Annotated in this window: 9 protein-coding genes and 1 pseudogene; 4 read left to right on the top strand and 6 right to left on the bottom strand. The window is 41.0% G+C overall.

All coding sequences use genetic code 11. The annotated features are described in order from the left end of the window. The first annotated feature begins 81 nt into the window (after positions 1-81). Positions 82-1,230: an iron-containing alcohol dehydrogenase gene (locus HUF13_RS00685; RefSeq protein WP_304038668.1), complete on the top strand. Its 1,149-nt coding sequence runs from the start codon at positions 82-84 to the stop codon at positions 1,228-1,230. A gap of 39 nt (positions 1,231-1,269) precedes the next feature. Here HUF13_RS00685 and HUF13_RS00680 read toward each other — a convergent pair whose 3' ends face one another. From HUF13_RS00680 to HUF13_RS00655, 6 genes and pseudogenes are all read right to left on the bottom strand, one after another. Then, positions 1,270-2,694 carry a glycoside hydrolase family 5 protein gene (locus HUF13_RS00680; protein WP_173473335.1) on the bottom strand — a complete coding sequence of 475 codons (1,425 nt, stop codon included), beginning with the start codon at positions 2,692-2,694 and terminating at the stop codon, positions 1,270-1,272. A 218-nt stretch (positions 2,695-2,912) separates the two neighbouring features. Beyond that, complete coding sequence (locus HUF13_RS00675) at positions 2,913-4,130, bottom strand: DUF4419 domain-containing protein (protein WP_173473334.1); 1,218 nt, start codon at positions 4,128-4,130, stop codon at positions 2,913-2,915. 236 nt (positions 4,131-4,366) lie between these two features. Continuing rightward, positions 4,367-4,861 (bottom strand): hypothetical protein, encoded by a 495-nt coding sequence (locus HUF13_RS00670; protein WP_173473333.1) that lies wholly within the window; start codon positions 4,859-4,861, stop codon positions 4,367-4,369. After that, on the bottom strand, positions 4,843-5,451 hold the full coding sequence (locus tag HUF13_RS00665; RefSeq protein ID WP_173473332.1) for a carboxylesterase: 609 nt from the start codon (positions 5,449-5,451) through the stop codon (positions 4,843-4,845). The genes HUF13_RS00670 and HUF13_RS00665 overlap by 19 nt, the downstream gene beginning before the upstream one ends. 85 nt (positions 5,452-5,536) lie before the next feature. Continuing rightward, positions 5,537-7,900 (bottom strand): DUF4419 domain-containing protein, encoded by a 2,364-nt coding sequence (locus HUF13_RS00660; RefSeq protein ID WP_173473331.1) that lies wholly within the window; start codon positions 7,898-7,900, stop codon positions 5,537-5,539. Positions 7,901-7,936: 36 nt separating this feature from the next. Continuing rightward, positions 7,937-8,380 (bottom strand): annotated as a pseudogene (locus HUF13_RS00655) (alpha/beta hydrolase); the annotation flags it as partial. 172 nt (positions 8,381-8,552) lie between these two features. On the opposite strand from HUF13_RS00655, the gene HUF13_RS00650 reads away from it, so the two are divergent. The 3 genes from HUF13_RS00650 to HUF13_RS00640 are packed head-to-tail and all read left to right on the top strand — an operon-like array spanning position 8,553 to position 14,252. Continuing rightward, a complete protein-coding gene (locus HUF13_RS00650) occupies positions 8,553-12,179 on the top strand; it encodes a triacylglycerol lipase (RefSeq protein ID WP_173473330.1) in 3,627 nt (1,208 codons plus the stop codon). Between the two features lies 1 nt (position 12,180). Next, positions 12,181-13,428, top strand: a complete 1,248-nt coding sequence (locus tag HUF13_RS00645) for a hypothetical protein (protein WP_173473329.1) — start codon at positions 12,181-12,183, stop codon at positions 13,426-13,428. Between the two features lie 38 nt (positions 13,429-13,466). Next, positions 13,467-14,252, top strand: a complete 786-nt coding sequence (locus HUF13_RS00640) for a PDZ domain-containing protein (RefSeq protein WP_173473328.1) — start codon at positions 13,467-13,469, stop codon at positions 14,250-14,252. The last annotated feature ends 56 nt before the right edge of the window (positions 14,253-14,308 follow it).

The following is a 14,308-nucleotide window of genomic DNA, read 5'->3' as shown; positions in this document are numbered from 1 at the left end:
TGAAGGTTTACTATGGCATCCATACTTTACAGATTCGCATGTCGTGCTTTTCAAAAAGTTTTTTTCGTAGGCGTCCATTTTATGCCTTGGCGCGAACCGCAGATTGTTCATGGCGCAGGGCGTATACGCGAACTCCCTAACCATCTCAAGGCACACAACATTGGCAAAGTTCTTCTTGTCACAGACACAATTCTTGAACAGACAGAACATTTCCAAAACATTAAAAAGTATTTGGATGATGCAAACATCGGCTATGCCATTTACAACGGAACCATTCCCAATCCAACTATAGACAACATCAAGGATGCCACGCGCATTTACAAGAAAAACAAATGCAAGGGACTTGTCGCTTTTGGCGGCGGTTCCGCAATTGATTGTGCAAAGGGAGTCGGCATACGCATTGCTAGGCCATGGACTCCGATTTCATGGATGCGCGGGACATTGCGGGTATTGCACAAAATCCCATACCTTGTAGCCATTCCCACAACCGCAGGCACCGGGAGCGAAGCGACTGTCGCCGCAGTCATTTCGAATCCGCAAACACACGAAAAATACCCGATTAACGACTTTGTTCTCATTCCGCGCCTTGCGATTCTCGATGCAAACATCACGCTCGATTTACCGCCACACCTTACAGCAACAACAGGCATGGACGCCCTCACACACGCCATCGAAGCGTACATCGGTTACAGCAATTTTAACGGGAGCGCCGAAGCAGCCATTATTGCAGGCCGCCTCATCATCGAAAATATCCAGAACGCCTATAACGACGGGCACAACATCAAGGCAAGAGAAAACTTGCAAAAGGCCTCGTACCTTGCGGGTTTCGCTTTCACACGAGCTTACGTCGGTTACGTACACGCCATTGCTCATAGCCTTGGCGGCATGTACCACACGCCGCATGGCCTTGCAAACGCAGTTATTTTACCGCATGTCCTAAAATACTATGGTGAAGCCGCCGAAAAACGCCTTGGATTTTTCGCGAAAGCCATTGGAGCCGTGCCTGCCGAAATAGACAATCACGAGGCTTCAACTCTGTTCATTGCGCAAATCCGCGAACTCAACCAATCTATGGGCATTCCAGAATTTTTGGACGTCATCCAAACCGAAGACATTCCAACACTTGCAAAATCAGCCAGCAAAGAAGCAAATCCGCTTTACCCCGTGCCTAAGATTTTAAACGCAAAGGAACTCGAAGAACTCTACCGCATTGTGAAAGGAAATCACTAATTTCAAAAAATGCCTCGTTGTTTTACGAGGCTATTTCTTTTACTTTTTGACTTTCACGACTCTTGCTTGCGGGTTCTGCTTGCCAAGCAAATCGTAAGTGCGGGAGGTGCGCAAACTGCGAGACAGCGCCGGTCGATTGCGCTTGAATATGGAAATCGATCCATCATCGGTCTTGAAATTTTCCACATGCGTAATGCCGTTGTTCACATAATCCGCAAGGCCGTACGCATGACGCATGATGTTCAGAACGTCCTTGTCGAACACGGAGCCATCCGGGTCTGTCTGGCGGCGGATAATCGTCATGTTGTTTTCGCCTTCGTGGCCCGTATCCCAAGCGATAGGCACCACCTTGTTTTGTTTTGCAAGTTTCATAACAGCATCGTAATAAGCGAGGCGGCCCTTGCGGTGTTTCGCATAATTGTCGCCGGTCAACACCCCCACGCGGTCATTCGCACCGAACTCGCCGATAATCACAGGCACGCCCTTATCGACAAAGTTCTTTTTCATCTTGCCAAACTGGTCCTGAATCTGGGCACTGGTGCACTTGTCGCCCATGGCACCTGCCCAAGCGTTGTAGCCGCAGTTATGCACAATATCCGCACCAGTCGCGAGGTCGTCGCCCCAGTAGTACTGCGGATAGACTTGAGCGCCCCAATCGACCACATCATTCAAGAGCGTGTACGTATAGGGGTCGTAGAAATGCACTTCGACCATCAAGCGGTTCGCAATTACATCTTTCGGGAGTTTGCTCACCGGCATCACTTCACTCGTGCGGTCGATGCTTGTCGAAGGCCCCTGAATCACGAGCGTACGACTTGCGTTATTGCCTCCCGTGGCACGCACGGCATCCACAAACGACTGGTGATACGTCATCAGGATTTCAGTTTCGTGCTTGTAATTGTCATCCGTTGTCGCGGGTTCATTCGCACTGGCGAAAAGCAAATTTTCGTTGTAGTTTTTGAAGTGCGTTGCAATTTGCGTCCAGAAATCCTTCTGGCGAGCATTCACCTTGTCCTTTTCTTGATCGTTCAAGTTGCCCTCAAGCCAGCCGTTATCCCAGTGGATGTTCAGAATCGTCACAAGCCCTGCACGCATGCAATAATCCACGACCGTCTGCACCGAATCCATCCAACTTGAAGCAATCTCGTTCGGGCCACCGCCCGGAACAATATCAGCCCTGCTGGAATCGCGAGACAATGCGTTTGAATGGCTGTACCACGCGCACGGAATGCGAATGGTGCTGAAGCCCGCCGCCTTGACCGAATCTATGTACGCTTCGGTCGGGAACTTATTGCCCCACCATGTCGGATTCTGGGGAACTTCCATTGTGTTCCCGATGTTTATGCCAAAGCCCATCTTGGCAAACATTTCGTTTGCCGTCGGCAAATCCGCCGCAAAAGAATTTGAGACCAATGTCAAAGAAAGCGCACTGCAAAGCGCGGCGACGCGAATGTGCTGTTTCATAGTTAATCCTTTGGTTCTAAGCCATTCGCGTTTATTCCCCAAACAACGAAAGCCCATAACACCGAATTTAAATATATATCAATGATGGGCTAAATCGCAAAATGTAAGAAGAAAAGTGTTGACGATTTGTCAAACGAGGTATGGGCTATGGGGTCGCTACGCTCTGAGCTATGAGCTACACACGCTTAAGTGGGAATTTCCATCTCGTTTTAAGAAAATTATTTTTCCTCAAGGCTTTCAAAAAGAGCGTAGCCTCGGGCTGCTTTCAACATATTCGTGGTGGTATCAACTTGAACACCAATAAAACCAGTATAAAGCCTCAAAGGAATCATTTCATCAAAATATTTCCATTCAATCCGTATCGAGGTCACACCTCTAGGAACATTCCGAACATCCAATCGTTCATTCCAATCCGGAGAATGCCTTTTATAAACTTCAACAATTTCGTCTAAATTACTCGCGCTTAAATCTAATCCAGTGTATGGGAAAAATCTAGAAATCCAACCGTTAAAAGTCACATTGCCACACCCTTCCGGAATGTAATGCTTGTATATTCCTCTCCAATGATCCATATTTATCTTGCCATCAAAGACATTGATAAACTCATCTAGAACAGGATTAAGCCCAACAGCCCACCAATCCATATCCAGACGCGATGCAAGTCTGTTGAAAGAATCCTTGAGCAAAATCCAGTCTTCTTTTTTACCATTTATCTTGATTTTGGGGATTCCGCAAAGCGTAGAAACCAAATAAACATAATACTCCGCAGCCACAGCCATGACCATCGCACTAGAAATGTTGTAATCCACCGGGCTTGTCGTCGAGAACTTTGTTTTAAGCGGCAACCCAGTCTCTTCGGGCAACTTGGACTGCAAGACTTCAAATAAATTCGCAAGCGTCCAGAACCATTCATGATGCGTTGATTCGGTGGTCAGCGAATTATCCTCAAAAGTAACTATAGTATCCGTTCCCGGAGCAACAAACTTATCTTTCAAAGCTTCGCGATTGCTTTTGACATGGTAGCGGAAACCATCCAAAATCATAAGCCAAATATCATCCGGATTTATTTCCAAGGAATAATGATTGGCAAACGCTAGTTTAACGACATCAAAGAAAGATGATTTATCAGACCATCCTCTGACAAAAGGACTTATCGAATCGGAATACGCATAAAAAATCTTGCGTCCCCCTATTTCATCTTTATTTTTAGAAAAATGTTCTGCAAAACCACCCTTTTCAACAGGAACAAGTTTTTCTTTAAAAGGTTTGCTTTGAACGCTAGAATCAACAATCATGACATACGCACTCGTATCGCGGACAAAGCCTTCGAAGCTTTGCTTCACGTTCGAAGACAATTTGATGACTTTTTCGTCTCCGCAAGAAGAGAGAACGTATGCGGCAAGGAGGAGGAGAAGGAATTTGTAAAAGCGATGCATGCAAACAATATAAAAACATAGCCTTGCAGAGATTTAATAAGGGAAAGTAAAATAATGTATAAAAAGGAGATGCCCGACAGTCATCCCGGACTTGTTCCGGGACGAGAATGACATACTGCATTTCGTCATCCTGAATGAAGCGCTAGCGAAATGAAGGATCCAATAAATTCTTGTAATGCGAAAGCAGAAATTAACTGGATCCTTCGCATTGCTCAGGATGACGGACCTGAGAGACTTTATCTATTACCATTCATTATGGCGGCAAGGTCGGCACCACTCAAATTCGTCTTTTCGTTGAGGGTGGCAACGATTGCAGTAAGCGACTTTTGGCAAGCCATCATGAGGTTGTAAACCTGTTCGACGACGTTTGTTTCGGCAAGCTGGTAGTAATAACAAGCTGCCTGAAAGCTCTGGTAATCGGGATCGCTCCTGTAAAGTTCCATCGGCAATTCTTTCATGACCGTATCGAGGTCGCAAGCGAAATTTTTGCGAATCAAAAAGTCCGACATATGGCCTGCAATAGCAATGTGGGCAGAGCCTTCGAGTGAGCTTCCCGGCATTCGTGTCACGCTCGGCTTTTCCTTGGAATTGTTGATTCTGACGTAATCAATCTGGCGCTTGAACAGGAATGCGATTAGAGCGTGGCCCGCCTCGTGGCGGCAAAGTTTTTCAAATTCTTGTTCACCGAAAAATTCAATTAAGGATTCGCGAGTTAATGTTTGTTCTGACATTTTTCAATCCACCTGTCTAAAAATTGCATCTGTTCGTCCGTATGGAACCAGTGTTCGCCACCCTCCATTACAGTGAGCGGAGCGCCAATTCTCTTGGCGAACTCGCCCATCGTCTCGATGGAAGTCAAGTTGTCCTTCGAACCGTACAGAATCTGCGTCGGGATGTTCCACTGGATCGGATTTTCCCGCACATAGCAAAGGTATTCCCACGAAAGCGTTTCGCCAAAAGCGGTCGCAATCGTTTTCTTTTCGCGGAGTTCCGCCTCCGAAACGCCCGCCCACATCATCATGTCGCTAATGAGCTTTTCCAAGTTGACCATCGGCGAAATGAAATAAGCGTTCTTGATTCGCTTATCAGCGAGCGCGTTCATCGAGAAGAACGCCCCTATGCTATTTGCAATCAAAAAAACTTCGTCATAGCCCGCAGAAACGGAATCAAAGTAAGACGAGAATTCTTTTTTGGCGTCCCAAGGAGTTTCGGACTTGTAATCAAAACCTATGATGTCGCCATTTGGGAAAAGGGGTTTGTAGTGATTCGCTTCGTCGGCGTTGCCGCCTTTCCCGTGAACATAAATAACGAGAGATTTCATTGTACTTTCACTTTTTTCGCAACATGCAATATAACAATATTTATGCAGGCATGGCAACAGTGATCACATATCAGCAATTACGCTTTTATTCCTCCACAAAGCAGGGTGGAATTTTAAGAGAGACGAACAGGTCTTTCAGAGTTCTCTTCGACATTTCACGATCGTAGCCGCTATATTTATCGAAACTAAAAATTGCAAAACCTTGAATATTTTTGGACGATTTTAATTTTTCATCCTTTTCATCGAACTTTTCACACTGATAGCGATAAATTTCACCAGTAGCAAGGTCTTTCGAAAAATCAATTGCGTTACAAAGAGATTTGGCTTTTCCTTTACTTAAATGCCAAGCCCTCGAAATCACATCAACAGAATCCTTTGAAATAAGCCCATTCTGTTTGCATACCATTCGATAATCTTTAGATAATGTTATTCGGACTTTGATCTTATCAACAATTTCTTGTGCAATTTCACTACCTACAACGAAGCGAACATTTGGAGGCATCCACGCATATTTCAAGATAGAACGAATTTCTTCTTGAAAAGAACTAATTTCAGGTTTTAAATTCATAGAAACAGAATCAACGCGTCCTTCATCCTTATACGAAATTGTAGCCACAATAGAATCATTAAAATCATATTTATGATGACGATATATAGCTCTTTCAATCCGCCAGCCACATGATTTTTTCAAAGTCCCAATTATCCCCAATCTAAGATTATCCATGTTTTTATTAAACTTTTTCCCTTCTTTTAAAATAACCGTATCGATAAATATTTCCAGATTGAATTTAGGGAGAGTCTTTTCATTTGGAAATTCATTAACTGTTCCGTTTATAGGAATTTTCCGTTGTTTAAAAAACTTTTTGATGGCAGCATTTTTTTCCCAATACCCAACCCCTTTGAACGAAACCATTGCTCCATCACCATCTATTTGAGGATGGGCATAATAAAACAAATGGTCTTGCAGCTCTCCATTTCGATACAAATTAATCGCCAAATTTGGTTTACCAAAATCGAACTTCATTTTAGATTCCCAACTATCATAATCAAGATCAAAATCAAGATATTCCCTATCTAAATAAGACATTTCCGCAAAGCGTTCAATTTCTTCAAGGTCATGGGTTGAATAAAGCAAGCCTTTATCACCATAAATATTCATAGAGTCCGAAATCGCTAAAGTTTCATGCAAGCGTTGAGTCTTTCCTGGAATATATTTCGTTCCCTTAGCAATTTCCTTAAAATTCAGCAATCCATAGGACATCAGAGCATACCCTCTAGCCGCTTTCAACATTTTAGTCGTGTTATCGACTTGGATTCCTACAATACCAGTATAGAGCTTTAAAGGAATCGTTCTATCTAAGTAATGCCAAGCTACATCGACAACCGAGATTCCCTGCGAAATGTCATCAAAGTTAATACTTTCATTCCAATTCGTACGCTTTACAGAGCGTACATTTCCATCGCGAATCAGTCGGTCCCTATAAGGGAAAAACCTAGAAATCCACCCGCCAAAGCGAGTACTACAGCACCCATCTCGTTTATAATATTTGTAAATTTCTTTCCAATGTTCTAAATTTATTTTACCGTCAAAAATCTTGATAAATTCATCAAGAATTGGATTAAGGACTTTTGCCCACCACTTCATATTCAACTGCAAAGCCAACTTGTTAAAGGATTCCTTAAGCAGAATCCAATCCTCTTTAGTTCCGTTAACCTTGATTTTGGGGATTCCAAAAGTAGTCCAATCGATATATGGATAGAAATGCGAAGGTTCAGCCATTCCCATAGACAGAGAAATATTGTAATCTATCGGACTCGTTGTCGAGAACCTCGTTTTTAGCGGATTCCCCGTTTTTGAAGGCAATTTAGACTGCAATGATTCAAACAAATTTGCAAATGTCCAAAACCATTCCCGATGCGTAGATTCATACGTCAAAGATTTATCACGAACTGAGATTACAGAATCTGCACCCGGGGCAAAAAAAACTTTTTTCAAAGCTTTGTGATTATTCTTTACATGAAGGCGAAAGCCATCTAATATCATAAGCCAAATATCATCAGGGCAAATCTCCATTGGATAACGATTGACATACGCAAACGTAAGAACATCAAGGAACGAAAATGTTTCGGAACGGCTTTTTACAAAAGGGCTTAAGGAATCAGAATAGGCGAAGAAAATTTTATTTCTATTTGTCTCTTTTTTATACGGATATCTGGAAAAATACTCTACAAAGCCGCCATTTTCCACAGGGACTAGAGTCTCTTTAAAGGCACTATCGTGAACGTTCGAATCCACAACCATGACATACGCGCTTGTATCGCGAACAAAGCCTTCAAAACTTTGTGTTACATCCGAAGATAATTCGACAACAGATTCCGTTTGCTTCGCATCACAAGGATGCAGAAAAGAAACTGCAAGCAACAGCAAAAAATATTTATAATAAGCCATGTTTGCAATATAGCAACATAGCCTTTCATAGATTTAATAAAGGAAAGTAAAAATGTTCCACTGGATTGGATTTTCCCGCACGTAGCAAAGGTATTCCCACGAAAGCGTTTCACCGAAAGATGTCGCAATCGTTTTCTTTTCGCGGAGTTCAGCCTCCGAAACGCCCGCACATGCCATCATATCGCAAATCAGCTTTTCCAAGTTGACCATCGGCGAAATGAAGAAGGCTTGCTTGATACGTTTATCGCCAAGCACGTTCATCAAGAAGAACGCCCCTATGCTATTTGCAATCAAGAAAACTTCGTCATAGCCCGCAGAAACGGAATCAAAGTAAGACGAGAATTCTTTTTTGGCGTCCCAAGGAGTTACGGACTTGTAATCAAAACCGATGACATCGCAGTTCAGGAAAAGGGGTTTGTAGTGATTCGCTTCGTCGGCGTTGCCGCCTTTCCCGTGAACATAAATAACGAGAGATTTCATTGTACTTTCACTTTTTTCACGCCATTTTTTCTTAGTGCTTACGCCATCTAAACCTAACACTAAAATAAACTATTTTTTACAAACAACAACAAAAAAAAATTGACACATTCCAAATAAATTTATATATATCCTCCATTATTTTTTAGAACAGACTAATCCTTGAGGATATTTTATGTTTAAAAATTTATTAAAAATTGTTATTCCTGCATTACTATTCCTTGTTAGCACTAGTAATGCTTTGGAAAAATGGGACTTTGCCGTGTCAGAAATTTTGCCAGGTTCCGGTAATTCAGATAATCCTGATTGGATAAAAGAAATTGTGAGACCGGGTGTGAAGGTTACCAAGGATTTGATTGTTACATACGATGATAATCATTACCTTCCACAAGGTTATTGTCGTGATATCGTTAACATGACAGGAGATAATTTTAAAGATGGAGTTTTCCATGTTGAGTCATTAGTCGGAGAACTCAAAAAAGAAGTGGAAAAAATTTCGGGTCAAATCGGCAACATTCATTATAAAATTCCTCGCAAGTATTGGATGGCTCATTACACTATGAATTATACTATAACTTGCGGAAACAGAATTACATATAAAGGTAAGTTTAAGTGGAGGGAATATTTGTGGACTTGTATGACAGGTTGCACCACTGAAAAAGATCATAATATGGAGCCTCACAATCTAGATATCAACACATATAATTACACAACGAACTCCTTTGAATCCTTTAAAGAAGCAAATACATATGGAAAAAATATTACTCCCATCAAAAACCTAATTAAGGCATGGGAAGGAAGACAAGTTGAATTTCCTGCGTGGACCTATAAAGGTGAACCGGGAAAAACTCTTGCACATCCGATTTTATTTGTACACGGTTTAAATAGTGATTATGAAATATGGGGTGTAAAATCAAATGCACCAAAGCCATGCGATGGATGCGAAAAAAAAGCGCAGCCAGAATTCATGAAAGCTCTTGTAAAATCCTATGAAAACGGATCTGCACCAGATATTCTTGCAAGAACATACAATATTCCTAATACCGGTGATGCAATCAATAAAAACGGTATTTATTTCTACCAAACGCCTGGTGAATATGATAAGGACGGAAATTGGATAGAAGCAAGGCCATCTTGGGATGCAACACCTTCCCAATCCAAGAGATTATACGAAAGAATTAAAGAGGTTCTGAATGATTTTTATGGGTCAAAGGATATTGACTGGACAACTAATGAAAAAACTTATATAGACTTGATTGGACATAGTCAAGGCGGCCTTACTATTAGAGAAATGTTTCGCGGCTTAAAAATAGATCCAGGGGAAGATGGTACAGGAACAGCAAATGCAGCAAATCATGTCCGTAAAGTTATTACCGTAGATACGCCTCATTTTGGATCAGAATTAGCTACTACTAATCCTGATGATATTTCAGAAAAATTTTCTGGTTTGAAAAAGATTGTTAAAGATTTAGATGCTTCTAAAACAGCAAATCCTCCAGAACATGAACTTGTTAAAGCAGAATTAGACATGGACTGGATAAACTATGTCTCCGCCATTACGGAAAAAATAACAGCTGATAATACAGGCTTTTGTGAAATATTTTTGATTAGCGGTATGCCATCATGTAATGTCCTTGGCTTGGCTGTCGGCTCAAGCACATATCCTTTTGACAAAGTTTATTTGACTATTAAAGGCCCTTATATCGGGAAATATGTTGCAAATGTGTCTCTTAAAGGTATAATTAATGAACCTAATGCTAAAACTATAGAAATTGATACGCTCGAACCTTTAGCTAATGACCTTTATTATTCTCGCCATAATGGACTTCATTTGGACCCTGAAGGTGATTTTGTAAAAACAATTAACATGGTGATGAATGGAAAGCCTCCTTATCCAGAAAAGCCAAATGGTGAACAAGTTAATATGTTACCATTGTATTCTCCGAAATCAACACAAGTTCTCTCTTCATTACTAGGTTCTGTTTCTTATACTGCAGAAAAATTGTGCGAAGATTATGAAGATGATGCAAGTGGGTGTTTTGTTATTGGTAAATTTTTTGATGATGTTGTTGTAAAAATGAGTAAGAAGGAAGGCTTTGACATTAATAAAGCTTCTATAAAAACAGTAAATTCTGAATTGTGGAAAGCTCTTGTTGATATTCAAGACACTTGGTTCGGCCAGAGCGATGCTCTTGTGACGGAATTTAGCCAAAAATTTGTTGATCCCAGTAAAGGTCTTTCTCCAAAAAACATCCCGGCTTTTACTGATCCTAGACGATTTGTTTTCCATGATGCAATGGCTCCTTGGGAAGATATTCTTCATGGTCCCTTTAGCTCAGACGAACTGAACATAAACATCGCGGGAGCTACGATGCAGGGACTTGATATTGTATGTGCATTGGATCAGCATTGTGACGACGTTGCACATAATGATGCCTCGAAAATTATTTACCTCAATATGGGAACAGTTGATTTTGTAGGAGATTTTGATGCAGCTCCGATTTTCTTGAACCAAGGAATCCATGAAATCAAAGTTAGTGACGCAACTTACGCCCTTACTGCAAGTTATATTCCAGATACAGGTTCTATAGTTCGCTTTACAGATGAAAATGGAGTAGAACACCAAGAAACGTTGTTTGATGGTTCTGTAGCAACCAGCCCTTCTATTAAACGTATTGGACAAGTTCTTCATGTGACATTCACCAACCAGTCGGGTAAAACTTTCGAAAAGGACTATCAGCTTTCCAATTTGTCCGCAACAACTACTTTTACAGTTGTTGTTGGAGCTGGTGAAATCGCCCCCAATGTAATAATGGCTACAGGCACCGCAGCAAATCCCTCTACACAGACACCACCTGTTTCTCCTAAGGATAAAGTCACTAAGAACAGTCCTTTATATGTACTCCATCGCGAAGCACGCGAACAACACGAAAAGAACACATCTCGTCCCAGAATTCTTGTTGCAAACAACAGTAAAAAGGATATTGCAGGTTTTAAGGTTGCGTATTATTTTACAGCAGATCCTGCACATAAGCCTGTTGTTGAGGTTGATTATCCTAAGATTCCCGTGTCCTTAGAAAACCTTGGGGGAGATCAATGGAGATTCGTCCTTGATGCAAGCGATCAGGTTCTAACAGCAGGTAGTATTCTCCCTAATATTGACGGTTGGCAAATTCGTATCCATTATGAAGACTGGACAAACTATAAGTTTGTTAATGATTGGTCAGCCGACCATAGTTATGGGATTCCAGCCAAAAACTCAAAGATTGTTGTTTACGACCTAAATGATAATATTATTTGGGGTCTGGAACCTAGTGCTTATAAGAGTGTTAATGAAAGAATAATCCCGCAAGCTACAGCAACCATGACATGGCATGATTCAGCTCCTGATGAAACGAATTATCTAAAACCAGCAGTTACTATCAAGAATACGGGTTCTGTATCTCTCCAAAACTATAAGGCAAAGATTTGGTTCCGTGTACCCGAAGGTAAGGAACTTTATATTCCCACAGATGATTGGTACACACCAAATTCAATTCCATCACTTACCAATATGGGTGAAAATGTATGGGAATTAGTCATGAGCTTCAAAAAGTTCATTCTGTACCCAGGTGAATCCGTAAATGAGGGCGATGTTGGCATTCATTTGAAAGATTGGAGTACTTTAGACAAGACTGTTTGCGGTATGGCATTACTCGATGCTGAAGATAATGTTATTTTCGGTAGTGTACCTACGGTCGAACGTTGTAAATCATTTGATGAACCGAGCATGTTGACACCTCTTTACACTTGGAGATACTAGTATGAAAAATCTTATTTACCTTGTATTTATTTGTATACTGTATGTTGCATGCACTAAAGATCCTGGTGTGAATCCAGAACCCACGGAAACTCCGCAAGATAGATGGGTAAATGTTTTTACCCCTGACATGGAAACACTCAACACAAGAGGCAGCGGCCTGCAAAAGGTGTTGCATTCAGGTTCATGGATTATGGTTGAAGATGCCTGGAGTATTCCTGCAGAAGGAAAACCCGGATATTTTGTGCATGCTCCACGCCTTTTTATATCTACCGTAAATGGAAATCACTGGGATACTCTTTCAGTGCCTTCAAAAGGCTTTGTACATACGCTTTACTCGGACTCAACCGCATTCTATATTGGAACAACAACGGGTGATGTGTTGAAATATTTGCCGGATAGTAAAGAGTGGATAAAGATAAATGTTCTCGATTCCTCTGACGGTATTGAATATGGGGTCTATGGAATCGCCAAATTTGAAAACAACCTGATTGTTTGCCTGGCAGGATTCAAAGATACTGTCACAAAAGAAGTCAAATCTGTTCTGAGATTGCAGAATGGAGACTCATGGATAGATTTGGAAACTCCTCCTATTCATTATGACACTTATGATGCAGATATTATCCCCTTGCAATTTCATAAGGGTGTAGAGTGGAATGGAAAGTTCTATGCAGCAACTCTAGACGGCGTTTTTGAACTCGAATCAGGATCTAGAACGTGGAAATTATTGCCATTTCCTCCTAAAGTTCATTATACAAAAAAAACTGTTGCAAACCCAATTATGGACATCCTTATTCATAAAAACAAATTGGTTATCGCCGATGAATGGAGTGGATTGGTATATGAATGGGATCATTCCAATAATAAATGGGTTTCAATGGATAGTCTTTTTCTAAGTCCTCATGACAAGGACAGTTTTGCAAAGGATTCATTGGATTATACAATTCATGTCAATTCAATACTTTATAAACACGCACTAGTGTCTGATGGAGTGCACTTGTTTTCTTTCGGTAATCGATCCTATCCTAAGGTATATATGGGCGATTACGGAGAACCCTATGGTAATATTCCTAAAGGATGGAGAAAGATTGTCGGTGCAACCATCAATGGAAAGCATATCCTTCCAGATGCGCTTATATATGGTGGTGATGTGATAGATGGTATGCTCTACGCCGCATCTTACGAGGGGTTGTACAAAATCCCCTTGAAAAATCTAGACCGCATTATCGCTAACGAAAAGGATTTTTTCTGAAAAGATGAATAATCAGATGATAAAAAGGAATTATTATAATGAAGCATAGTTTTGAAAAAATGGTATCAATCGCAGCTGTTGTTGCAACTTCCGCAATTGCAGATGAAACATTTTATGGTATTGGTATTGCAATCACACCAGCTGAAAAAGGTGCTGAGGTTGTGAGTGTTATTCCGGGAACTCCTGCTGCTGATTCAAAGTTACAGAAAGGTGATGTAATTATTTCCGTGAACGGAAATAGTACATATTGTAAAAAGATGGATGTTGTCCAGAATTTGCTACGTGGTGAAAAAAATAAGCCGGTAGAAATTGTTTTTATCAATAATGGCGATACTCTTGAAACTAGTATTCGTCGTGAAAAATTAACTGTAAAAAATCTGAACAACGAAGGCTTCAAGCGAGACGATCTAGAATCTTACGCTAGCACTATTCAATCGGACAAGAAACTTGTTGCAATTATGAACCAAGGTGAAGTCATTGATGAAGATGCAACCATAGAAACAAAAAAAGTGGACTGCATTTATGTTGACAAGGATGTGATCAAAAAGAATCCGAACTCGGATGCCCAGGGAAAAGAACCTGAAAAGATTAAAGTGAAAGGTGTTGATCGTAAATCCATTAGCTTTGAACTAGAATCAGCTGGAGAAGCCCTTATTACGGTGACAAATTCTAGTGGTATCATTGTATCAAATGTTCGAATTTCTCATGCTATAAAAGGGGTAAATAGGATCTCCTGGGATTCTAGCAATGCGCCAGCCGATCGTTATGTAGTCAGTGTTGAACACAATGGATTCACGAATGGAAAAAGCATTCTTTTAAAATAGTTTGAATGTGATACAAAAAACCGCCCCTGCGGTGAAGCAGGAAGCGGATTTTCAAG

This window comes from Fibrobacter succinogenes (assembly GCF_902779965.1).
Lineage (GTDB): Bacteria > Fibrobacterota > Fibrobacteria > Fibrobacterales > Fibrobacteraceae > Fibrobacter > Fibrobacter succinogenes_F.
This window is presented reverse-complemented; position numbering and strand designations above follow the sequence as displayed.